This window comes from Dietzia lutea (assembly GCF_003096075.1).
Lineage (GTDB): Bacteria > Actinomycetota > Actinomycetes > Mycobacteriales > Mycobacteriaceae > Dietzia > Dietzia lutea.
Genome location: NZ_CP015449.1, coordinates 377,836 through 400,053 on the forward strand (window position 1 = coordinate 377,836; position 22,218 = coordinate 400,053).

Genomic DNA, 22,218 nt, shown 5'->3' on the forward strand with positions numbered 1-22,218 from the left:
GAGGACCGGACCGTCGTCCGCTGCGCGGCTGGGCCATGATGGACGGCGATGGAGGACGCCGAGCGCACCACGGGCCGGGTCCCCGACGCGGCGGTGGTGGGACCGGCGTCGGGGGCCAGATGTCTGCACCGCGTGGCCCGGGAGCGCGACGCCCGGCCGGGTTGGTGGCGGACGGCGCCGCTCGACGAGGGCGTCCGGCTGCGGGCCATGGCGGCGGCGGATCGCCGCGCGGGGTTGAGGGAGCGCGCGCTGGCGGGCGCGCGCCCCGACGCCGCGGTGGTGGACGTGGTGGGGGACCACTGGACGGATCTGCCGGGGGACGTACCGGGTGACGACGACGAGGAGGTGACCCTCCGGGCGTTGGCCGACGGGGCGGCTCTGGTGTGGGGCGCCGCCCTTCCCGCCGATGAGGGCAGTGGCCGGGCGGGCCTGAGGTGCACGTTGGCGGCCGTGCCCGGCGGGGGGTACGCGCCGGTGTTGGTGGTCAACCACAAGGTGGTCGACCCGCGGCGGGGGAAGGGGTCGTCGACGGCGACGGTGACGCGGCTGCTCGACTGGGCGCCGGCGCCCGATCCGACCCTGCGGGTGCGGCGCCATCCGGCGGACCTCGACCGGCTCGTCCACGCGTGGCGTCTGCTCGAGGCGGTGGGGCACGCGGCGTCGTCCCCGGTGGGTGCGGTGCTCGGGCTGGGGTCGGCGCGGGCGGTGGTGCACGACCTCGAGCCGGTGCTCGACCCGGCCGACCGCACCCACGCCACGAGACTGGCGGTGGTGCGCGGTGAGCTGGACACCGCGCCCAGCCGGATCGGCGAATGCCGCACCTGCCCGTGGTGGGAGGGGTGGGAGGACCGGGACGGGCCCGTCGAGGGGTGTCGCGGCCGGCTGGTCCTGTCCGATGACGTGAGTCTCGTCGTCGGCGGTGGGCAGGTGGGCCCCCTGAGGGCGCGGGGGATGCGCACCGTGGCGGACCTCGCGGAGGCCGGGCCGGACCGGCCGGCCGACTGGAACGGCGAGCCGTACTCCGACGCGGTCCTGCGCGCGCGGGCGCACCGCGACGGCGAGGTCGTGGTGCCCAAGGTGGCGCGGCCGACGATCCCCCGGGCGGACGTCGAGGTGGACGTCGACCTCGAGAGTCACCTCGACGACGGCGCCTACCTGTGGGGCACGCTGCTCACCCTGCGGGACGGGCGGCCGCTCGAGGATGAGGGCTACCGGCCGTTCGTCACGTGGTCCCGACTGCCGGACGCCGACGAGGGGCGGGCGTTCGCGGAATTCTGGCGCTGGCTCACCGGGATACGGGACCGGGCGGCAGGGCAGGGGCGCTCGTTCCGCGCGTACTGCTATTCACGGGCCGCCGAGAACGGCTGGCTCCTCTCCTCGGCGGGCAGGTTCGGTCCGGAGGGCACCCTCGCCGTCGTCAAGGGGGTCCCCGGCGTCGCCGAGGTGCGGCGCTTCATCTCCTCTCCACTGTGGGTGGATGTTCACGAGGCCGTCGCCACCCAGTTCGTCTCCACGTCAGGCCTGGGTCTCAAGGTGGTCGCGCCGGTCGCCGGGTTCACCTGGCGGGATCCCGAGGCGGGCGGTGAGGCCTCGCTCGGGTGGTACCGGGACGCGCAGGCGGCCCGGGGCGTCGAACGCGACGCCGGGCGCGAGCGGATCCTCGCCTACAACGAGGACGACGTCCGCGCCACGCGGGCCGTGCGGGAGTGGATCACGAGGTTCGGCTGAGTCGGCGCCCGTGACCGGCGAGTATCGGCGTCCTCTTATCCGCCCCGGCGCCGGCCCGTCCGGCGGCGAGCGACCGCGGCGGGGCCCGAAACGGCGCTGCGCTCCCCACTCGCCGTGTGGGAGAAAGGATCTCGGCGCTTAATCTAACTAAGATCTAACTGAGTTCACGCCGTATGTCACCTGAATCCACGGATAAGGTGAGGCGTGGTCCGCATCTCACTGTTGGTGTTGTAACAGCGTTTTGGCGGGCCAGGCAGGCCCCACCCGGGGTGGTCCGGCTACGAGCCTCCGCGCCTGGGAACCCCTTTCCACCCGAGGAGACGTAAAGATGACGTTCACCACCCGCAAGGCCGCTGCCGTCGCAGCCGCCGCCGCACTCACCATGGCCGGTCTCCCCGGCGTCGCAGGAGCCCAGACCGGCGGCCTGGATTCCGGCAGCCTCGGCCTGGTCTCCGATTCGCTCGAGGGCGGGTCGCTGGAGATCTTCCCCGAGGACAACGCCACCGGCGAGGGGTCCCTCGACACGTCCGGTTCCACCCTGCTCGGCGAGCCGACCACCGGTTCCTTCGCGCCGCTGACCGGCTCCCTCGCCGACAACGGCTCGGTCGACGTCCTCACTCCGGCCGAGGGCACCGGATCCGTGGACACCTCCGGCTCGGCGCTGATCGGTGAGCCCACCACCGGCTCGCTCGCGCCGCTCTACGCCCCCGTCGCCGGCTCGCTCGGCATCGGTGACGGCGCGACGACCGTCATCGAGGACCCCGCCGTCCTGATCCCGGTCGTGCTGGTCGGTGCGACGGTCGCCGCCGCCGTCACGTTCGCGCCGCAGATCCAGCAGGCGCTGCTCGACGCGGGCATCGTCCTGCCGCCGCTGCCGGGCCTGCCCGCGCCCGCCGGCGCCCCGGCCCCCGCGCCGGCCCCGCCGGCCCCCGGCCCGGCGATCGACAACGGCCGCGGCTGATACCCGCCCCCGCCTACGACTGCAGGCCCGCTCCCGTGACGGGGGCGGGCCTGCAGTCATCAGGAGCGCTGCGGCGCGGCGGTTCGTCTAGCGCGGCGGTCCCTCTGGCGCAGCGCGCTGTCTAGCGCGGCGCCATGCGCAGGGCGCCGTCCATGCGGAAGCTCTCGCCGTTGAGGTAGTCGTGCTCGACGATCGCGTTGGCCAGCTGCGCGTAGTCCGACGGGCGGCCGAGGCGCGACGGGAACGGGATCGCGGCCTCGAGGGACTTCTGGAACTCCTCGGTCAGGCCCTTGAGCATCGGGGTCTCGATGGTGCCCGGGGCGATGGTGTTGACCCGGATGCCGAACTGCGCGAGGTCGCGGGCGGCACAGATGCCCATCGAGTAGACGCCGCCCTTCGAGGCGGCGTAGGCGATCTGCCCGACCTGGCCCTCGTACGCGGCGACGGACGCGGTGTTGATGATGACGCCGCGCTGGCCGTCCTCGTCGACGGTGTCCTGGGTGGACATGGCCTCGGCGGCCAGCCGCAGCACGTTGAAGGTGCCCACGAGGTTCACGGAGATGCAGGTCTCGAACAGGTCGAGCGCGTGGACGCCCTTCTTGGAGACGATGCGGGCGGCCGGCGCGATGCCGGCGCAGTTGACGACGACGCGCAGCGGTGCGGCCTCGGTGGCGCGGGCGATGGCGGCCTTGACGTCGTCCTCACTGGTCACGTCAGCGGCGATGAGGGTGATGCCCTCGTCGATGCCCTGCTCGACGGCCTTGTCGATCGACTGCTGGAGGTCGAGGCCGAACACGACGGCGCCCTTCTCGGCGAAGGAACGCGCGGTGGCGTTACCCAGGCCGGAGGCGGCACCGGTGACGATGACGGAAGCACCCTTGATGTCCACGGGCGTTGTCCTTTCACTAGGAACTGCAACGAATGTCGGTATCAGTGTCCCAGAGTCGCCGTCAGCGCACGTCGAAGGCCCGGCTCTCCCCCCGAACCGGGAACAGGCGGCCGTCGAGCCCGCGGCCCGACGCGGTGTACACGACCCGGTACTCGCCGGCCGGGGTGCCCGGCGGGATGTCCCACGTGATGAGTGCGTTGGTGACGGTGAGCAGACCCTCGAACACGATTATCGTGGACCAGTCGCCGTCGTCGTGGACCCGCACCCAGCGCCCGCCGTCGCGGCGTTCGACCGCCAGGTAGGTGCCGCCGCGGCGCGGGTCCGAGTTCGGGTGGGTGCCGCAGAACCGCACCAGGACGCGCTGCCCGACCCGGTACTCCGGCAGCGGCTGGTCCAGGACGTCGCCGAAGCTCCGCAGCGGCGCCGGGGTGTCCACGAGCGGGTTGCCGAGCGGCGAGACCGGGATCTGGCCGGTCAGGTCGCGCTCGGAGGTGCCGGGATCCAGCGGCGTGCCCGCCCGCATCGAGCGGGCCAGGTCGGCGGCGATCTGCTGGATCGCGGGCAGGGTCCACGGGCCGAAGATCGTCGCGCCGCCCTCGTAGTTCTGGGCCGAGTACTCCTCGGGCGTGGTCACGTAGTGGCCGTACGCGTTGGAGTACCCCTGGACGGTCACGTGGTCCTCCGCCACGCCGAGTTCGGCCGCGAGCGTGCGCCGCAGCCGCAGGCCCGCCACCACGGTGGGCTCGAAGCCCAGGGTTAACAGGTAATGCCGACCGAGGCGCACGAGGTGGAACGGGTACACGCGCTGGACGGCGTGCGGCACTAGCCCCACGGGGAGCAGGACGTCCTTGGGCGCGTGGGCCTCGCGCAGCCACGCCGGGATCACGACGTCGGTGAAGGCCTTGACCGCCGGGTTGCCGCCGCGGTCTCCCTCGGCGAAGGGCAGCTCGTCGCCGCCACCGCCGTCCTCCTGGCTGCCCGAGGCGAACGACGCGCCGAGTGCCGCGACGGCGGTGCGGTGGGTCCGCCCGTCGCCGGTGAACTCGGGCCGGACCTCGACGGCGGACATGTCGACCCACACGTGGCGCACGTCGATCCCGCCGCCGAGCGGTCGCACGTCCCTGCCCACCTGGTCGCGGGCGGCCGCGAACTGCCGCTCGCCGTTGATACGGGTGTTGAGCCACTCGTCGGGCGTCGGCCCGCGGCCGGGTTCGAGGTCCAGGTTGGGACTGACGTCTCCGGGGTTGGTCTGCGCGAAGGCGGTGACCAGGTGCGGGGTCCCGCCGGCGAGGTAGTCCTGGACCGCGACCTCCCGCTCCCAGTGCCAGGCGGCGTACCCCTTGTTGTCCGAGGAGGCGATGCGGTTGTGCGACGTCATGGACGTGGCGTGGGTGGCGAACCAGTTGAGGACGCCCACCAGCTGGCCGCCGCGGGTGATCTGCAGCGACTGCGACCGCGGGTCGATCTCCTCGGGGAAGTGGGCGCGCTCCTCCGGGGTGTCACGCTCGAACGAGCCGCGTGAACGCTGGACGCCGGCGTCACGGAGGGTGCCGGTGGTGACACCGACCTCCGAGGGGGCGAGGTCGTGATGCGCCATCTGGACGGCGTCGACGATGCCGGCGACGTTGGCCTCGAACGTGACCGGTCGGAAGCCGAGCATCGACAGGTCGACCATCGGGTGGCCGGAGGTGCCGCCCGGGGCGACGTGGGTGTGCGTGGCGGTGATGACCACGTTGCCCTCGTGGTAGGTGCCGCCGAACTCCGCCGCCAGGCGTCGGAGGACCTCCTGTTGGATCGACTGGAAGATCAGGCCGATCTCGGCGGTGACGTGGAGGAACCGGGGCGACGACGGCGAGTCGGCGAAGACGAAGGCGCGGGCCCTCTGCCGAAGGTGCAGCCCGACGGAGAGCTGCTCGGTGTCCGCGTACCCGTTCATGCCCGCGCCCAGGGGCTCTCCGGTCATGTCCCCGATGCCGCGGCCGACGTACAGGGCCGTGGACTGCGCTGAGGCGACGGCGGGCAGGACCGACTGCAAGGCCGCGATCCCGCCGAGCGCGGCGGCCCCGCCCAGAACGGTGCGGCGACTCACGGCAGCTGCGGCGGTGGCGGCGGGGCGACTGTCGGACATTCGCGTCTCCAGGGTGGGTGGCGGGCGGTGACCGGGGACACCGGTGCCTGTGACGCTACCTAGTGGACGCTCGTCCGGACGGTCCTTCCGGTCTAACCCTTGACAAGAAAAACTGTCAAGAGCACGATTGTCGTATGCGCGAGGTGGACGTGATCGAGGACGCGACGGCCGCGGAGGCGTCGCTGGATCCGTTGAGGCGGCGGATCCTCGCCGCTCTCGTGGAACCGGGGTCGGCCTCGAGCCTCGCCGCTCGCCTCGACATCCCTCGGCAGAAGGTGAACTACCACCTCAGGATCCTCGAGCGGCACGGCTTGGTCGAGGAGGTCGAGCAGCGGCGTCGCGGAAATTTCACCGAGCGGATCCTGCAGGCCACCTCCGCCTCCTACGTGATCTCGCCCGGAGCTCTCGGGCGGATACAACCCGATCCGGGCCGCGCCCCGGACCGGCTCTCCGCCCGCTGGTTGCTCGCGCTCGCCTCGCGGCTGGTGCGTGACGTGGGCGTGTTGCTCACCGGCGCGCAGCAAGCGGGACGCCCGGTCGCGACGTTCGCGATGGACGGGCACATCCGTTTCGCCTCCGCCTCGGACCGGGCGGCCTTCGCCGAGGAGTTGTCCGAGGCGGTCACACAGCTGGTGGCCAAGCACCACACCGCCCGGCACCCGGACACCACGGGGACGGGCAAGCTCAACCGGCTGGTCATCGCACTGCACCCGGCTGTTCCCGACCCGGGCGATTCCGACCCGGACCAACTCTAGAAGGGGCCCGTCATGTCGAAGAACTTCGAGATCCGCAAGACCGTGGTGCTCGAGGCCACGCCGGAGCAGGTGTGGCGGGCGATCGCCACGCAGGAGGGGCAGGCGGGCTGGTCGCCGGACCCCTACCAGTCCACGGAGGGGATGCAGGTCGAGGCGTCCGAGAACGAACGGCTGGCGATTCGCACCCCGGAGGCCGCCAACGGTGCCTTCCACGCGTTCAATTACTGGTCGACACCGGCGACGCCGGCACCACCGTTCTCACGTTCGTCCACAGTGGGTATCTCGGTGACGACTGGGACGCCGAGTTCGACTTCGGCGAGATGACCGGCCACGGCTGGGACATGTACCTGCACACCCTCGCCCAGTATCTCGAGCATTTCGCCGGTCGGCCCGCCCACTTCGTCACCGCCGAGGGGCCGCCGGCCTCGTCCGGCCCGGGCTCCTGGGCCGCCCTCGAGGAGGCACTGGGGGTAAAGGGGCCGTTCGCGCGCGGCCAACAACTGCGCCTGGCCCCGGAGGGGCTGCCACCACTCGAGGGCGTGGTCGACTTCGCCTACCCCGAGTTCGTCAACTTCCTCGCGATCCGGACGGCCGACGGCCTGTACCGGTTCCACGACAACTCGCCGATGGGCATGCCCCAGGCCGTGGGCCACTACCTCTTCGGCGAGATCGACCGCGAGGCGACCGAGCAGGCCTGGCGGGACTGGCTGGCCCGGGCGTACGACTGAGCTGCTGGCCGGATCACACGCCTCGCCACACGCGACGGCGCCCGGGAGCGACACCCGCCGCGCTCTGCGGCGGCGCCGTTCCCGGGCGCCGGGTCCGCGGGTGGCTCAGCCGGGCCGCGGCATCGTCAGGGGCCTCGTTCAGCCCTTGGCGGCGGCGTAGCGCTCGGCCACGTCCTTCCAGTTGATGACGTTCCAGAAGGCCTTGACGTAGTCGGCCTTGACGTTCTTGTACTGGAGGTAGAAGGCGTGCTCCCACATGTCCAGCATGAGCAGCGGGGTGATGTTGACCGAGATGTTGCCCTGCTGGTCGGTGAGCTGCTGGATGACCATGCGCTGACCGATGTGGTCCCAGCCGAGGACGGACCAGCCGGAGCCCTGCAGGGTGGTCGCGACGGCGTTGAAGTGCGCCTGGAACTTGTCGAACGAGCCGAACTCGGCGTCGATCGCGGCGGCGAGCTCACCCTCGGGGCGGTCGCCACCCTCCGGCGAGAGGTTCTTCCAGAAGATGGAGTGGTTCGTGTGGCCACCGAGGTGGAAGGCCAGGTTCTTGCTCAGCAGCGGGGCCTTGCCGGAGATGCTGCCGTCCTCACGGGCCGCGGCGAGCTGCTCGAGGGCGTCGTTGGCGCCCTTCACGTAGGTGGCGTGGTGCTTGGAGTGGTGCAGCTCCATGATCTCGCCGGAGATGTGCGGCTCGAGAGCGCCGTAGTCGTAGTCGAGATCGGGAAGAACGTACTCGGCCATAGTGGAGTGTCCTTTCAGTTGGGTGACGGGCAGCGCCCCGGGGGTGACCCGTGGCGCCCGTCACGGCGTCCGTCTCCACCATAGTGATCTGCGGGCGAGCGCGTCGTCCACCGTCACCGGGGGCTCGCGGGCGGCTCCGGTGGCCTGCCATGATCAGGAGCGTGGATCACTCCGATACGGCCGCCGTGCGTACCATCTCGGTCTCGGCCGTCGTCCTGAGCCGGCCGGACGGCGCCGTGGTGACCGTGCGCAAGGTCGGCACGGACCGCTTCATGCTGCCGGGAGGCAAGTGGGAGGCGGGGGAGTCGCCGCTCGAGTGCGCGGTGCGGGAAGTCGACGAGGAGCTGGGCGTGTCCCTCGCGCCAGAGGCGTTGGAGCCGCTCGGCCGGTTCGACACGGCCACCGCCAACGAGCCCGGATTCCTGCTGGTGTCGGAGGTCTTCGCCGCCCGCGTGGCCGGCGATCCCCAGCCGCGGGCCGAGATCGCCGAGGCGCGATGGGTGACTGCGGACGAATTGGCCGGGATTGCGGCCCTGCCCGAGGACGCCTGTGAGCCGTGGGCGCCGCTGCTGGTGCGGGTCGCGCGCGAATGCCTCGGAAGTGCGTCGGTGAGCTGACCTCACCGGGTGCCGCGGCGCCCCCGGCCGCGCCCGGCCGCGCGCTGGCCGCAATTAGGCTGCGCCGCGCCCTCGCCGCGATCCGGCCGTGCCCGATGAGCCGTCGGTCGCCGACGATCCGGTCAGAGGACGAGCAGGGCGATGAGCACGATCAGCAGGACGGCCGCGAGTGCGACGGGCACCGCGAGGTTGCGGCGGCGGACGTGATCGCTGCAGCCGGTCCCCTCGAACGGCTGCGGCTGATCTGCGTCGAAGATGGCGCGGAGCCGTTGTGCTGCGGGCTGCGTTGCGGTCACGTCGAGATCCCCCTCGGTCGTACTGGCGACCACTGTAACGCGGACTATGGGATCGGTCACATCACGCTCGGATCTCGATCGCGCGACGCGGTTACCCTGAAGTCATGGGCTGGCTACAGGACGCGATCAGACAATCCGCGATGCGACGGGCGACCGAGGTCGTCGACGCCGACTCGGCGCTGCCGGGCCGGGCGGAACCGGTGGCCGTGGCGCCGAAGAACATCGTCACGGGCAATCCCATGGTGCCGCCGTTCCCGGAGGGGCACGAGTCGATCGTGCTCGGCATGGGTTGCTTCTGGGGTGCGGAGAAGGTGCTCTGGCAGCTCGACGGCGTCTGGACCACGGCGGCCGTCTATGCCGGCGGGTGGACGCCCAACCCGACCTACGAGGAGACGTGCACGGGAGCGACCGGCCACACCGAGGCGGTTCTTGTGGTCTTCGATCCCGAGGTGCTCCCCGTGGAGAAGCTGCTGGCGGAGTTCTTCGAGTGGCATGACCCCACCCAGGGGATGCGTCAGGGCAACGACATGGGCACCCAGTACCGCTCGGCGATCTACACGACCACGCCGGAGCAGCTGGAGGCGGCGCGCCGCATCGCCGAGGGCTACCAGAAGGAGCTCGACGCCGAGGGCTACGGGCCGCTGACCACGGAGATCGGGATGCTCGAGGAGGTCCGCTCCGGGCAGTACGCCTACGCCGAGGATTACCACCAGCAGTACCTGGTCAAGAACCCCGGTGGCTACGACTGCCACGTGCGCAGCGGGATCGCCTGCCCCATCTGACCGCGGCCGCCACGGCCCTCGCGACCCCCGGGCCCCGGCCGTCGTGGCCCCGACCCCGCGGCAGCCGCTCCCCGCGATGGCGTCTCGCCCGCCTCGACGCGCACCTCGAACGCAGCCGCTCCCGGCGAAGGCGTCTCGCCCACTCTTCGGTGCGCGCCAGACGCCATCGCCGGGAGCGGCTGCGATCTGCGCGGGGCAGGCAGGGGAGCGAGACGCCAGGCGGAAGCGCGAGACGCCAGGCGGGGGAGCGGCTGCGTGGCGGCCCCGGGAGCGAGAGCCATCGCCGGGAGCGGCTGCGGTCTGCGCGGGCAGCCGCGGACATGCGAAAGGGCCCCGCAGGATTTTTCCCGCGGGGCCCTCTCGTGCAGTCTGTGAACGTCAGATCACTCTGACGTCAGATCACATCGGGGTGATGTTCTCCGCCTGCAGGCCCTTGGCGCCCTGCGCGACGTCGAAGGAGACCTGCTGGTTCTCCTCGAGCGAGCGGTAGCCCGAGCCATTGATGGCGGAGAAGTGGGCGAAGACGTCGGCGGAGCCGTCGTCGGGGGCGATGAAGCCGAAGCCCTTGTCAGCGTTGAACCACTTCACGGTACCGGTAGCCATATTGATGCCTTTCGAGAGTCGGTGCTCCGCTTGTCGGAGTACCGGGTGCTGCAGCAGAGAGCGTGCTGTGTGTTTCCCTGCGGTGCCGCACTGTCCTCTCTCAAGGACGGTGGATCTACAGAAATACAACGAACGATTTCAACTACTGAGATAGACCATACACACGCCGACACGGTCCGTCACCCCCTCTGTGACGACAGATACATGAACGGCGAGTGGCGCAGGTCCGGACCGCTCAGTGCGAGGCGGCGAGTCAGCGAGAGGCGGCGAGGATGGCGTCGGCCAGGACGAGGGCGTGGTTCTGCTCGGTGTCCCGCGACGCGTACGCCAGCACGAGGTCGCCGTCGGCCGCCCGCGCGGCGAGGCGCTCCACCGCCGCGGCCGCGGAAGGGCGGGACAGTTCGGCGCGGTACCGCTGGGTGAAGCCGTCGAAGCCCAGATCGCCGCCGTGGAACTCGCGCCGCAGCTCGGACGACGGCGCCACGGCGGTACACCACTCGTCGTGGCGGAACGCGTCCTTGCGCACGCCCCGCGGCCACAGCCGGTCCACGAGCACCACGTACGCGTCCCCGGGATCGGCGCGGCCGGAGACGAAATCGTGGACGCGGAGGCAGCTCACGGACATCACCCCAGCCTGTGCCACACCGCGCGCCCGCGCCACCCGCACACCGCGCGCCCGCGCCGCCCGGGCTGTGCCAGCATGGTCGCCATGACCACACCGCGGCGGCAGGGGCAGTGGCGTTGGGTCGCGCACCCGCCGTGGCGGCCGCCCGTCCCGACCCCGCGACCGCCCCTGCCGCGCTACCGCACCGGACCCGCGTGGGGCCCGCGGACGCCCTCCTATCCGGCCACGCCGAGGTGGGGCCTGCCCCCGGTCGCGATCCCGCACCGCCTCGAGCCGCCTGCCGCGCCCCGGCCGGCCCGCCTTGCCTCCGCCGCCCCCGGCATCATGCGCGCCGCCGGCGCCTGGTTCGCCGCCACCGCTGTCGCCCACGGACTGCGCTACGCCGCGCTCGCCTGGTACGCCGACCGGCTCGCGCCGTGGTGGATCGAGGCCGTCACCACCGCGCTGGTCTGGGTGACCGGGATCGTCGCCATCGCCGTGGGCGTCGCCGCGGCCATCACTGCGACCGCCTGGCTCGTGGAGACCCGACGGCGGGCCTACGAGCCGGTCCCGGATCCGCGGTCACGGGCGGGCCTGTGGGCGGGGGCGCTCCTCGTCGTCGTCAACTTCGTCCGCCTGCCCGTCTACCTGGAGGAGTTACGCCGGGCGTCGGACCGCGCCCCCTCCCGCGCCGACCTGAGGCGCTGGTGGGCGGCATGGGCCGTCAACGCCCTGGCCGTCGCCCTTGCCCTGTGGCGCGGCAGCGGCGAGGGCTCCCAGGCCGCCGCCGACACCGTGCTTCTCACCGCCCTGGCCGCCCTCGCCGCCGTGTGGACCGCCCATGAGACCCGGTCCGTCATGCGGAGTTTCACCGACCCTTCCCCGCGGTTCACCCGGAGGTTCCTCCCTGCGGGGATCGTGGAGGCGTCCGCGACCCGGAAGGAGTGAGACGTGACGGTCCCCGCGACCACCCACCTGCCCTCACCCGTCTCCACCCGAAGCGGCGTCGTCGCCCACCGCGGCGCCTCGGCCGAATTCCCCGAGCTCACCCGCGTCGCCTACCAGCAGGCCCTCGACCAGGGCGCGGAGGCGCTCGAGGTGGACATCCGCCTCACCGCCGACGGTGTCCCGGTCCTGCTCCACGACCCGCGCACCACCCGCGTCGGCGACAAGGACCTGTGGGTCCACTCCAGCACCATCGACCAGGTCGCGGCCCTCGACGTGGGCTCCTGGCACCCGGTCCACCGGAGGCCCGAGCCGGTCATGACCCTGCGCAGCTTCCTCGTCATGGCCGAGGCGTATCCCCGCGTCCGACTGTTCCTCGAGACCAAACACCCCGTTCCCACCGGCGGGCGCGTCGAGGCCGCGCTGCGTGACGAGCTGGCGTACTTCGGGCTGCACCGGGCCGCGTCCTACGCCGAGTCGCGCGCCGTGATGATGAGCTTCTCCGTCTCCGCCGTCCGCCGGTTCCGGCAGCTGGCGCCGGACGTGCCGACAGTGCAGCTGCGCGAGCGGCGCAACGTCTTCAAGTCCTGGCCCGCCGAGGGGTTCGGCGCCCAGCTGATGGGGCCGAGCATCAGCGCGCTGCGCGCCCGGCCGTGGCTGGTCGAGTACTGGCGGTCGCGCGGGATGGGGACGTACTGCTGGACCGTCGACGACCCCGCCGACCTGCTCCTGTGTCGTGACCTCGGCGTGGACTGGGTGGGCACCAACGTGCCGGCGCGGGCGCTGACCGTCCTCGAGGGCGCGACGCCGCCGACCGAGGGGCCCGCGGACGGAGCCGGGGCCGCCGGGGCTGTGACCTCGACGGGGGCGGGCGCGACAGGTGCGGCAGGTACGGCTACCGGGCAGGGCGCGGCGGCCCGGGGGTTACCGAGCGATCCGGCATCATAAGTCGGCTGACCTGCGCTGGCGCCTCGTCCTGCGCGCCCGGAATGGTCCCATCCGGCAGCGCAAGTCCCGCGAAACCGTGCACTCAGCCAGCGCGGGTCAGCAAAGCAGCGCATCCACGGGCGGTCACGCTGGCACTCTGCACAGCGCGGCCAGTGGCTCGACCCCCGGGCGCCCCCCACCGGCGGTTGATCCGGCCCGGGCCTCGGGAGAGCCACCGCCGCCCGTGCCCATCGCTGCCGGAGCGCCCCAGCCGGTGACGGCCACCGGAGAACGCCCCGCCCCGACCGGCCGACTCCCCGGTCCGGCGGGCGGGCCGCGAAGGCGCACCGTATCGTGGGGGCCGTGGGTAGACGGAACAGGCACAACGAGCCCAAGGTCGGCGGCAACCGCCAGGCCAAGATCGCCGCACGCGCGGCCGAGCGGGAGGAACTGAGCGTCGAGCCGCGGCCGTTCGCCGGGTTCGCCGGCGAGTGCGACATGGTGGCGATGCGCGAGTTCGTGCCGTCGGCCACCGCGACGCTCACGACGGTCGGCGGCGGACGCGAGGTGACGCTGGCGACGGTCCTGCCCGGCGCGATCGCGGCGCTCGTCCGCGACGAAGAACTCGGCGGCGAGGCGATGGTCGGCCTGCAGGTGCAGGTCCACGGCCCCGACCCGGCCGCCGATCTGGCGTTCGCGATCGACTGGGCGGGCCGCGCCGGTGGCGGGGAGACGCTCACCTCCTCGCACCCGACCGAGTCGACGCCGTCGCTGGCGGACGTCGTGGTGAAGGACGCCCCGCTGGAGATCGTCGTGCACGACGACTTCTCGTGGTGGGTGGCCGAGGGTGTGCAGGTCGCCCCCGAGATCGAGCAGGCGGTCCGCAACGCCAACGAGGTCATGATGCCCTCGGCGCGCGTCGAGGCGGACGGCATCGAGGCCGCCTGGTGGGTCGACGCCGGCGAGAGGGCGCACATCCGCTGGGTCCGGCCCGAGGACGAGGACCCGCTGTTCGAGGCGCTGGCCCGGGTCCACGCGGCCGGTGGGCTGCACCTGGGCGAGGGGTCCCGTTTCGCCGGGTCCTTCCGCACGCACGGGCTGCTGGTGCCGGTGTTCGACCTGGACCGCGAGATGCACCACCAGGAGTGGGCGCCGGGTCTGCAGGAGCTCGACGCGCGGCTGCGCGAGGCGCTCGCGAACGACACCCCGCTCACCTCCGAGGAGCGGTCGTCCCGCGACGGGCTGCGCGCCCGGCAGGTGACCCTCCGCTAGACGCCCCGTGCGGCACGGACCCCCGGCGGGGCGCCGTGCGTTCTAGGATCCCCTCGGGTGGCGACCATGGTCGCCCACGACGCGATGTGTCGACCCGGGATGATCCGAGGGGGTGGGGCGCGTGGCCGACCGGCCGACCAGGGGGGACGACGACGAGACGTCCCGTCTCCCCGAGGTGACGGTCCCGCCGTGGCTGCGGACCGGACCCGGCCCGGACCCCTCGCGCCCTGGCGTGCCCGCGGTCGACCGGTCTGCGGGTGCCGGCGGTGCGGGGGCGTCGCGGGCCGACGACCGCGCTGAGGAGCCCGCGCGTGAGGCGCCGCCGACCCGGATCACGCTCGGTGCCGGTGCCGGTGCCGGTGCCGGCGCAGGTACAGGCGCAGGCGCAGGCGCCGACCGGACGGTAGGCGTCGAACCCGCCGACCGGACGGCGGGCGCCGAGGTCGACGACCTGTCGACCCTCCCGCTGGGCACCGCCGGGGCGGAGGTGCGTCGACCGGTCGAGGAGTCGCCGCAGTCGCCCGCGGTGCTCGACCGCCGCCCGGTGCGGATAGCCCTGCTGGCCGCCGCCGGGGTGGCGGTGCTGGGCGGGTCTGCGGTGCTCGGGTTCGTCGTCACCCGCGGGGCCGTCAGCCCCTCCGAGGAGGCGGTCACCGGGTGCACGGAGATCTCGGAGCCCGGCCGCGTCGTCGGCGCCGGACCCGGATCGCTCGACACGCCCGCCGGGGCGGTTCTGGCGTTCGATCACGCCTACTACGTGGAGCGGTCGGCGGAGAAGGCGTTCGAGGCGGTCTCGCCGTCGAGTCGGATGACCGAGGAGCAGCTGCGCGTCGAGGGCGTCGAGCGGGTCCCCGAGGGCACCACCCACTGCGTGGAGGCGCGGGAGCTGTCCCCCACGCTGCTCGAGGTCGACCTCACCGAGTATCCGCCGGAGACCGATCCGGTCCTGATCCGTCAGCGGGTGCGACTCGCCGAGAACCCCGACGGCACGTGGGGGATCGTCTCCATCACCCCGGCCGGCTGAGCACGCGCCGATCAGGGCCCGACGTCGATGTACTCCGGGCCCGGCGTCCGCCCGGCGGCGACCGCGTCGAAGAACCCGGTGGTCGTGGGACCCCACGTCAGGTACGAGCCCACCGATCCGGACGCCATGCCGTCGTGGGGCGCGGTCACGGTCAACGGGTCGTTCCCGAGGCGCCACATGACCCGCGCGAGGGTCCAGATGTGATCGCCGGTGTCGACGGTGACGGCCTCGGCACCGGAGTTCAGGAGCGGCACCGCGGTGAACGGGTTGAGCAGGTTCCCGGGGGACAGGGTCTTGCGCATGAGCGCGCCGAGGAACTGCCGTTGGTTACGCACCCGCTGGAGGTCCTGCTCGGCGAACCCGTATCGGGTGCGGACGAATCCCAGGGCCTGCGGGCCGGCGAGCGTCTGGCACCCGGCGGCCAGGTCGAGGCCCGCGAGCGGGTCGACGATGGGCTCCTCGATGCAGATGTCCACCCCGCCCACGGCGTCGACGATCGCGGCGAAGCCGCCGAACCCGATCTCCGCGTAGTGGTCGATCCGCACGCCCGTCTGCTGCTCGAGCGTCTGGGTGAGCAGCGGGGGTCCGCCGAACGTGTAGGCCGCGTTGAGCTTGTTCTCGCCGTAGCCGGGGATGTTCACGAGCAGGTCGCGGGGCAGCGAGATGAGCATCGTGCGGTCGCCGCCGCGCGGGGTGTAGACGAGCATCATCGTGTCGGTGCGCTTGCCGCCGGCGTCGGACTCGGACCCGGTCGACAGTTGCGTCTGCTGCTCGGGGGTCAGGCCCTCGCGGGAGTCGGTGCCCACGAGCAGGGTCACGGTGCCGGGCGTGTTGCCGCCCCGCCCCGGGTAGTCGGTGAGCGCGTCGATCCGTTGCAGCTTGGAGTCCGCCCACAGGGCTGTGACCACGCCCAGCGTGAGTACGAGGACCAGTACGAGTCCGACGATGCGCAGCGGCCCGATCCGGCGCCAGAGGGGAGCCCGGCCGGGGCGTCGGCCGCGGCGGGCCGCCGACGTCGCCCGCGCGGACCGACGATCAGGCCGCCCGCCGCGACGGTCGGTCGCCTGACGATAGGGGTCGCGCGCCCCGGCACGCGCCCGGGACGACCGTCGCGGATCGCGGGGATCCCGCGGGTCCCGTCCGCCGCGGGGGTCCCGGGGGTCGCGCCCGGCGCGGGGGTCGCGGGGATCGCGCGGGTCACGGGGGTCCCTCGGGTCGCGCGCGGCGCGCGGGTCCTCCCGCAGGTAGCGGGCCCGTTCCTCGGGCGTCAGCGGTTGGGGCTCCTGCCGCGGCTGGTAGCCGGTGCGACCGAGCGGACGCTCACGGCCGGCGTCGGCGCCCCTCGCGCCCGGATCCCGCCGCGCCCCGGGCTCGCGGGACGCCGGATCGCGAGGCGCCCCCGGATCCCGACGAGCCGCCGGATCGCGCCGAGACGCCTGGTCACGACCAGGCGCGGCGTCACGCCGGGCGCCGGGATCGCGATCGGCCGGGCCCGGGCGGGCCGCCGGATCGCGCGGCGCGCCGGGGTCGGCGTAGGCGCGTCGCTCGCGGGCGCGTCGCCGGAGCTCGGCGGCCTCCTCGGGGGTGAGGTGCCGGCGCCTGGGGTCGTCGGTCATGGGATCGGACTCTACTTGCCCGCCGGCGCGGTCGGCGCGTCCCGTCGCGCCGGCGGGACCAGCGTCACAACCACGACACGTGCGGCGCCAACAGCGCGTACCCGAGGAACGCGATCACGTCCAGCAGCGTGTGCGCCAGCACCAGCGGCCACAGTCGGCGGGTCCGCATCCACCACAGCGCGAACACCACGCCCATCGCGAGATTGCCCAGTCCGCCGCCGAAACCCTGGTAGAGGTGGTACGACCCGCGCAGCAGGGCGCTGGCGGCCAGCGCCAGCCACGGCGGCACGCCCAGCTGCCGTAGCCGCACGAGCAGGTAGCCCACGACGAGGATCTCCTCGGCGGCGCCGTTGCCGGCCGCGGAGAGCACCAGCACGACCGGCCGCCACCACGTCTCGCCCAGCCCCGACGCCGCGACCTGGAGGTTGAACCCGGCGGCGACGGCTCCCAGGTACAGCGCCAGGCCGGGCACGCCGATCACCGCGGTGAGGGCGAGCGCCCACGCGACCTGCCGCCCGGGTCGCTCGCGCACGAGTCCGAGCGCCCGCGCGCGGATCCCGGAGTGCGCGAGCAGCACCAGCGGCAGCAGGGCCCACGCGAGCAACCGCAACACGCCGAGCGCCTGGTAGGCCAGGTCGAGCCACGGGTGCTCCGAGCGGGAGACGTTGAGCGCGGTGGTCTGGTCGGCGAGGTCGGCCGGCGCGAGCAGTGCGGAGACCAGGTCGAGGACGGCGTAGGCGCCGGACAGGCCGAAGGTGACGGCCAGGACGACGACGAGCTCGGCCACCAGCAGCCGGCGGACGCGCGGGTCGGTCACCGGGTCGAACCGGGAGGCGTACCGGGCGATCGCGGCGCGGGGGGAGAGTGCGCGACGGAGGGGCCCGGCGTCGGACGCGGGGCGCGGGGACCCGCTCATTCGGGGAGCCGGATGCTGTCGACGATCCCGTCCATCCACTTGACACCGGGCGCGGACTGCTGCGAGGTGGTCACGTACGCCACCCACCAGCGGCGGCCCTCCGAGCCGAACACGGCCGTGTAGACCAGCCCGCCGGAGTCGAGTTCGGCGAACTCGTCGGGCACCACCACGTAGGAGACGGCGGCGCCCGTGCCGGCCTCGTTGTCCACGCGCGTGACCCGCCGCTCGTCGCGGATGCCGGACACGCCCAGGATGTATAGCTGGATGGTCTCGGCGAGTGCGGTCGCCGCCCCCTGGTCGTCGGCGATCGCGGCGGCGGCGATCCCGGGTTCGAGGGCGCCCGCGAGGATGCGGGTCTCCAGCGCGTGCCCCGTCCCGACGGGCACGATCTGCAGCGATCCGAGTTCGGCGTCGCTGACCACGCGCCACCCCACGGGCACGGCGAGCTCCAGCCCCGAGTCCACGTCGAGGTGGTTCGCCCCGTGCAGCGTCGAGTCCCTCGGCAGCACCGAGGCGGGATTGGTGGCCACCGCGATGATCAGCAGAAACGCCAGGAGCCCGACCGCGACGTGCACGGTCCGCGGGCCGCGTTTCTCCTCCGGGGTGAGGTGGGAGGCGTCCGGCGCGTCGTCCGGGGCGGGGGAGTAGTCGGCCGCGTATTCGGGCACGGGGGCGTCGTCGGTACCCATCGGTCGTCAGCGTAGCAACGGGCGGGGTGTACACCTGAGTGCATGACGGTGTCGCTCGAACTGCTGAGCCGGGGCCCTTCGCGGCCCGATCTCCTGGAGGATCTCGTGGCCGACGAGGCCACCATCGCGAGCACGCTCGCCCGCTGGTCGGCGCCCGCCCCGGTCGTGGTCGCACCCGCCGCCGACCTCGGCCTCCCGGCGTTGGAGGAGGTGTCCGGGGTGCTCGCCGCGGACACTCCCGCGATCGTCGACGTGGCACCCGGCCTTGCCGGGCCCGGCCCTGCCGCCGACCACCTCGCGGACCTGCTCGCCGTGGCCGCGCACTCCGGGGTCGGCTTCGGCTCGGGCCTCGTACCCCGGTGCGCCGACGTGGACCAGGTGTGGGCGCTGCTCGCGGGCGCCGTGGCCGCGATGACCGGGGCGGACGTGCGCGCCGCGATCGCCGCGCCGGACCCGGCCCGCATCCTGGGCCTGTCGCGATCGGCCCGGGAGGCCATCCGTGATGTCGTGACGTGCACCCTCGTGCCCGACGGGCGGGTCGACGCCGTCTCCGCGGACCTCGCGTCCGCCTCTCCCGACCAGGGCTGACTAGGCTCGTCGTCGTGGTCACCGTCGCCTACCTCGGCCCGCCCGGCACCTTCACGGACGCCGCCCTGCACCGGCTCCGCGCGGATGCGCGGACTTCCGGCCTGCTCGCCGACGCCGAGGCCGTCCCGGCCCCCACCCCCGACGAGGCGCTGGCCATGGTCCGCTCGGGCGCCGCCGACTACGCGTGCGTCCCGTTCGAGAACTCCGTCGACGGCACCGTCAACCCCACCGGCGACGCGCTCGCCGTGGGGGAGCGGCTCCAGATCTTCGCCGAGACCGAGCTCGACGTGGCGTTCTCCATCCTCGTGCGGCCCGGCACCGCCGCCGACGACGTGCGCGTGCTGCGGACCCACCCCGTCGCCGCCGCCCAGGTCCGTCGGTGGGTGGGCGTCCACCTGCCGCGGGCGCACATCGAGACCACGTCCTCCACCGCCGCCGGAGCCGAGGAGGTCGCCACGGGCACCGCCGACGCCACCGCGGCGCCCGCCCGGGCCGGCGAGATCAACGGGCTGGTCCCTCTGGCCGAGCGCGTCGCCGACGTCGGCGGCGCCCGCACCCGCTTCGTCCTGGTCGGCCGGCCCGCCCCGCCGCCGGCGCGCACCGGCAGCGACCGCACCAGCGTCGTCTTCGGCCTGCCGCACCAGCCCAACGCGCTCGTCCAGGCGCTGACCGAGCTGTCTATCCGCGACATCGACCTGACCCGCATCGGCTCCCGGCCCACCCGCGTCGAGCGGTTCACCTACCTGTTCCACGTGGACCTCGTCGGCCACATCGACGATCCCGCGGTGTCCGAGGCGCTCGTCGCCCTCCGCCACCGCACCTCCGACCTGCGCTTCCTCGGGTCCTGGCCCGTCGCCGACGGCGGCGAGGCCGGCGCGCCCCCGCCGGACCGCGCCGAGGCGCTGCGCTGGATCGACGGACTACGTCGTGGGGAGGGCGCGGGGTGAGCGCCCGACTCCACCTCGTCCGCCACGGGCAGACCCCCTCCAACGTCGCCGGCGCCCTCGACACCGCGCTGCCCGGCGCCCCGCTCACCGACCTCGGCCGCGACCAGGCGCGGCTGGTGGGCGAGGAGCTCGCCGGGTCCGGCATCCGCCCCTCGGTCGTCCTGAGCTCGGAGGCCGCCCGCGCCCGCGAGACCGCCGGCCTCATCGCCGGGGAGATGGGCCTGCCCACCCAGGCCGTGCCCGGCGTCCACGAGGTGCAGGCCGGCGAGTACGAGATGCAGACCGGCCCCGAGGCGCTGCTCGCCTACAACCGGTTGGTCCGCGACTGGCTCGAGAACGGCGACCTCGACTCCCGGCTCCCCGGCGGCGAGAGCGCCCTGGACGTGCGGCGGCGCGCCATGCCGCTCATCGCCGAGTTGCGCGAGTCCTACCTCGACAACGCCGTCGACGTGGTGCTCGTCGTCCACGGCACACTGATGCGGATGATCGCCGTGTTCGCCGGGGCCGTGCCCTCGCAGTGGGCGTTGGACAACCGGATCCCCAACTGCGGTGTCATCGAGCTGGCCCCGGACGGCGGCGGCTGGGCGTGCGAGCGATGGGGTGACCACCTGGGGCGGCCCGGGTACTGACGGCGGGCACGGCGTCCGTTCTGGCGGTGAGCCCGGCCCCGGCGACTGAGGCGACGGTTGCGCTCGGCGGGCGGGGCTGCCGGGCGAGGGGTGTGGCACTCAGAGTCTGCGGTCTGCGGGCGGGTGGGCCCGGCGCTGCCGGGCGGACCGGCAGCGTAAGCGGGCTGAGTCGCGCTGGCTCGGTGACTTACGCATCCGTGATGGTCCGTTTCGGCAGCGCAACCCCCATGAAACCGTGCATACAGCCAGCGTGGGTCAGTGAGGCAGCGCACTTGCGGGCAGTCGTGCTGGGGTTGTGCACGCCCACGCCCGGCCGTGCATTGGCTGAGCCGCTCAGCCCCAGCCGAGCGAGTGCAGGGTCTCCTCACCGATCCCGAAGTGGTGGGCGATCTCGTGGATCACCGTCACCGCCACCTCGTGGACGAGTTCCTCCTCGGTCGAGCAGTAGTCACACAGCGCGCCCCGGTAGATGGTGATGGTGTCCGGCAGGAACCCGGAGTAGGTGGTGTCCCGTTCGGTCAGCGCGACGCCCTCGTAGAGCCCGAGCAGGCCGGGCTCGTCCGGATGGCGGTCGGCGATGAGCACCACCACGTTGTCCATGGCCTCGAACAGCGCGTCCGGTACCGAGTCCAGCGCGTCGTCGACCAGCTCCTCGAACCGCGCCTCGTCGACGCGGATGCTCACGGCGCCCCGCCGGGCACCGGGACCGCGACCGTGCCCTGACCGGTGTCGGTCGTGGCGCCGGTGTCGCCACCGGGCTGCTGGCCGGGCGGCGGGATCTCGGTGGTGGTGGGCGCGACCGGCGTGTTCCCGTCGATGAGCACGCCCTGCCGAGCCGAGCCCCGCAGCACCGCGAACGGCCCGGGCTCGGCGGCCCTCATCAGCCCGCAGTTGACGGTGCGGCTGCCCGTGCGCCACGAGACCTCGGAGATGGGATTGACCAGCGTCGAGATGAGCGTCGTGCGGCGCAGCGTCTCGGGGTCGCCGAGGTAGGCGATCCCGGCCTCGCGGCAGGCATCGGCGGTGAGCTCGGACTGCTGACGCGGATCCGGCGGGACCGGCCCTTCGGGGAAGGTCCCCGTCACGTCGACGTCGGCGACGATCTCGATCGAGTGGTCGTCCGAGCACGGCACCGGCGCGCCGGGCAGGCCCTCGGCGGTGAAGCCCAGGCACGTCCCCGGATCCCAGCGGCGGTGCTGGTCGGCCTCTGCGAACGTCCCCGTGGACAGGGCTGACCGGCCGTCGAGTTCGGCGGCCGCGATACCGCACAGGACACTGCGATCGCCCTTGTCCCAGCCCTCCTCGGACGGCGGCACCACCAGTCCGGTGAAGCGACCCTGCGGATCGACCTCGCGGCCGCCCGCGTACCGGGAGATCAGCGGCAGGCACCGGTCCGTGCCCACCGGGGCCAGGTCGCCACTGTCCGGGAGCGGGGTGTCCCCGCCGAACCCGGGCACCTCGGACAGGTCGATCCGCCCCGCCACCTCGAACCGGTGGGGCTCGGCGCAGTCGACCGTGTCGAAGGAGGCCACGCGGTCCGCCGCATCGATGGACCAGGTCAGGCAGGTTCCCGGGGCGGCGTTGGCGTACGCCGGCCCCGACAGGGTCCTGGGGTCGACCTGCGGGACGACCGCCGCGATCCGCCCGGCGCTCGACGAGTTCGGGTCGTTGATCGCCGAGGCCATGAGCGCGCCGGTGACCGCCCCGCCGGACAGGATCGCGAGGAGGGAGGCCATGACCGCGCCCCGCGTGCGGAGCACGGACCGACCACGGCGTGACGATCGGGTGGTAGTGGTCATCGCCTTCCATGATGCCGCAACCGCGCCGTCCCGA

Annotated in this window: 25 protein-coding genes; 14 read left to right on the plus strand and 11 right to left on the minus strand. The window is 73.3% G+C overall.

Annotated elements, in window-relative coordinates; translation table 11 throughout:
- Positions 1-48: 48 nt before the first annotated feature.
- Complete coding sequence (locus A6035_RS01710) at positions 49-1,728, plus strand: TM0106 family RecB-like putative nuclease (RefSeq protein WP_108846350.1); 1,680 nt, start codon at positions 49-51, stop codon at positions 1,726-1,728.
- A gap of 328 nt (positions 1,729-2,056) precedes the next feature.
- On the plus strand, positions 2,057-2,689 hold the full coding sequence (locus A6035_RS01715; protein WP_108846349.1) for a hypothetical protein: 633 nt from the start codon (positions 2,057-2,059) through the stop codon (positions 2,687-2,689).
- A 121-nt stretch (positions 2,690-2,810) separates the two neighbouring features.
- Here A6035_RS01715 and A6035_RS01720 read toward each other — a convergent pair whose 3' ends face one another.
- Positions 2,811-3,578, minus strand: coding sequence for an SDR family NAD(P)-dependent oxidoreductase (locus tag A6035_RS01720; RefSeq protein WP_108846351.1), 768 nt, complete (start codon positions 3,576-3,578; stop codon positions 2,811-2,813).
- 61 nt (positions 3,579-3,639) lie between these two features.
- Positions 3,640-5,706, minus strand: a complete 2,067-nt coding sequence (locus A6035_RS01725) for a neutral/alkaline non-lysosomal ceramidase N-terminal domain-containing protein (protein WP_108846352.1) — start codon at positions 5,704-5,706, stop codon at positions 3,640-3,642.
- Between the two features lie 134 nt (positions 5,707-5,840).
- On the opposite strand from A6035_RS01725, the gene A6035_RS01730 reads away from it, so the two are divergent.
- From A6035_RS01730 to A6035_RS01740, 3 genes are read left to right on the plus strand one after another with little or no spacing between them, the layout of a single operon-like run.
- Entirely contained in the window at positions 5,841-6,461 is a 621-nt protein-coding gene (locus A6035_RS01730; protein WP_108846353.1) for an ArsR/SmtB family transcription factor, read from the plus strand.
- Positions 6,462-6,473: 12 nt separating this feature from the next.
- On the plus strand, positions 6,474-6,785 hold the full coding sequence (locus tag A6035_RS01735; protein ID WP_108846354.1) for an SRPBCC family protein: 312 nt from the start codon (positions 6,474-6,476) through the stop codon (positions 6,783-6,785).
- A complete protein-coding gene (locus A6035_RS01740) occupies positions 6,782-7,189 on the plus strand; it encodes a hypothetical protein (RefSeq protein ID WP_108846355.1) in 408 nt (135 codons plus the stop codon). The genes A6035_RS01735 and A6035_RS01740 overlap by 4 nt, the downstream gene beginning before the upstream one ends.
- Before the next feature lie 138 nt (positions 7,190-7,327).
- On the opposite strand, the gene A6035_RS01745 is transcribed toward A6035_RS01740, so the two are convergent.
- On the minus strand, positions 7,328-7,930 hold the full coding sequence (locus tag A6035_RS01745) for a superoxide dismutase (protein WP_108846356.1): 603 nt from the start codon (positions 7,928-7,930) through the stop codon (positions 7,328-7,330).
- A gap of 161 nt (positions 7,931-8,091) precedes the next feature.
- Between A6035_RS01745 and A6035_RS01750 the strand changes: the two genes are divergently transcribed.
- Positions 8,092-8,547 (plus strand): NUDIX hydrolase, encoded by a 456-nt coding sequence (locus tag A6035_RS01750; protein ID WP_167400693.1) that lies wholly within the window; start codon positions 8,092-8,094, stop codon positions 8,545-8,547.
- Positions 8,548-8,669: 122 nt separating this feature from the next.
- On the opposite strand, the gene A6035_RS01755 is transcribed toward A6035_RS01750, so the two are convergent.
- Positions 8,670-8,843, minus strand: coding sequence for a hypothetical protein (locus tag A6035_RS01755; RefSeq protein WP_159149497.1), 174 nt, complete (start codon positions 8,841-8,843; stop codon positions 8,670-8,672).
- Positions 8,844-8,947: 104 nt separating this feature from the next.
- Here A6035_RS01755 and msrA point away from each other — a divergent pair, with 104 nt between their 5' ends.
- Positions 8,948-9,625 carry a peptide-methionine (S)-S-oxide reductase MsrA gene (msrA, locus tag A6035_RS01760; protein WP_108846359.1) on the plus strand — a complete coding sequence of 226 codons (678 nt, stop codon included), beginning with the start codon at positions 8,948-8,950 and terminating at the stop codon, positions 9,623-9,625.
- Between the two features lie 399 nt (positions 9,626-10,024).
- On the opposite strand, the gene A6035_RS01765 is transcribed toward msrA, so the two are convergent.
- On the minus strand, positions 10,025-10,228 hold the full coding sequence (locus A6035_RS01765; RefSeq protein WP_017837502.1) for a cold-shock protein: 204 nt from the start codon (positions 10,226-10,228) through the stop codon (positions 10,025-10,027).
- A gap of 253 nt (positions 10,229-10,481) precedes the next feature.
- Complete coding sequence (locus A6035_RS01770; protein ID WP_108846360.1) at positions 10,482-10,853, minus strand: DUF488 domain-containing protein; 372 nt, start codon at positions 10,851-10,853, stop codon at positions 10,482-10,484.
- Between the two features lie 84 nt (positions 10,854-10,937).
- Between A6035_RS01770 and A6035_RS19110 the strand changes: the two genes are divergently transcribed.
- The 4 genes from A6035_RS19110 to A6035_RS01790 all read left to right on the plus strand — a co-directional run bounded on the left by A6035_RS19110 (position 10,938) and on the right by A6035_RS01790 (position 15,000).
- Positions 10,938-11,780 (plus strand): DUF4328 domain-containing protein, encoded by an 843-nt coding sequence (locus tag A6035_RS19110; RefSeq protein WP_279629900.1) that lies wholly within the window; start codon positions 10,938-10,940, stop codon positions 11,778-11,780.
- Positions 11,781-11,783: 3 nt separating this feature from the next.
- Complete coding sequence (locus A6035_RS01780) at positions 11,784-12,725, plus strand: glycerophosphodiester phosphodiesterase family protein (RefSeq protein WP_279629901.1); 942 nt, start codon at positions 11,784-11,786, stop codon at positions 12,723-12,725.
- A 342-nt stretch (positions 12,726-13,067) separates the two neighbouring features.
- On the plus strand, positions 13,068-13,976 hold the full coding sequence (locus A6035_RS01785; protein ID WP_108846361.1) for a DUF5926 family protein: 909 nt from the start codon (positions 13,068-13,070) through the stop codon (positions 13,974-13,976).
- A gap of 121 nt (positions 13,977-14,097) precedes the next feature.
- Positions 14,098-15,000, plus strand: coding sequence for a DUF8176 domain-containing protein (locus A6035_RS01790; protein ID WP_244192507.1), 903 nt, complete (start codon positions 14,098-14,100; stop codon positions 14,998-15,000).
- A gap of 11 nt (positions 15,001-15,011) precedes the next feature.
- Here A6035_RS01790 and A6035_RS18570 read toward each other — a convergent pair whose 3' ends face one another.
- The 3 genes from A6035_RS18570 to A6035_RS01805 form a co-directional block, all read right to left on the minus strand.
- Positions 15,012-16,616: an LCP family protein gene (locus A6035_RS18570; protein ID WP_244192508.1), complete on the minus strand. Its 1,605-nt coding sequence runs from the start codon at positions 16,614-16,616 to the stop codon at positions 15,012-15,014.
- A 64-nt stretch (positions 16,617-16,680) separates the two neighbouring features.
- Positions 16,681-17,532 carry a CPBP family intramembrane glutamic endopeptidase gene (locus A6035_RS01800; RefSeq protein WP_108846363.1) on the minus strand — a complete coding sequence of 284 codons (852 nt, stop codon included), beginning with the start codon at positions 17,530-17,532 and terminating at the stop codon, positions 16,681-16,683.
- Positions 17,529-18,221, minus strand: a complete 693-nt coding sequence (locus A6035_RS01805; RefSeq protein ID WP_108846364.1) for a hypothetical protein — start codon at positions 18,219-18,221, stop codon at positions 17,529-17,531. Before A6035_RS01805 ends, A6035_RS01800 begins: the two co-directional genes overlap by 4 nt.
- Before the next feature lie 42 nt (positions 18,222-18,263).
- On the opposite strand from A6035_RS01805, the gene A6035_RS01810 reads away from it, so the two are divergent.
- The 3 genes from A6035_RS01810 to A6035_RS01820 are packed head-to-tail and all read left to right on the plus strand — an operon-like array spanning position 18,264 to position 20,385.
- A complete protein-coding gene (locus A6035_RS01810; protein ID WP_108846365.1) occupies positions 18,264-18,809 on the plus strand; it encodes a hypothetical protein in 546 nt (181 codons plus the stop codon).
- Between the two features lie 14 nt (positions 18,810-18,823).
- Positions 18,824-19,756 carry a prephenate dehydratase gene (gene pheA / locus A6035_RS01815; RefSeq protein WP_108846366.1) on the plus strand — a complete coding sequence of 311 codons (933 nt, stop codon included), beginning with the start codon at positions 18,824-18,826 and terminating at the stop codon, positions 19,754-19,756.
- Entirely contained in the window at positions 19,753-20,385 is a 633-nt protein-coding gene (locus tag A6035_RS01820; protein ID WP_108846367.1) for a histidine phosphatase family protein, read from the plus strand. The genes pheA and A6035_RS01820 overlap by 4 nt, the downstream gene beginning before the upstream one ends.
- A gap of 333 nt (positions 20,386-20,718) precedes the next feature.
- Here the strand turns inward: A6035_RS01820 and A6035_RS01825 are convergent, their stop codons facing one another.
- The gene (locus A6035_RS01825) at positions 20,719-21,069 is read right to left on the minus strand and encodes a metallopeptidase family protein (protein ID WP_108846368.1); all 351 of its coding nucleotides are present in this window, start codon (positions 21,067-21,069) and stop codon (positions 20,719-20,721) included.
- Complete coding sequence (locus A6035_RS01830; protein ID WP_235026794.1) at positions 21,066-22,184, minus strand: septum formation family protein; 1,119 nt, start codon at positions 22,182-22,184, stop codon at positions 21,066-21,068. Before A6035_RS01830 ends, A6035_RS01825 begins: the two co-directional genes overlap by 4 nt.
- Positions 22,185-22,218 lie beyond the last annotated feature (34 nt).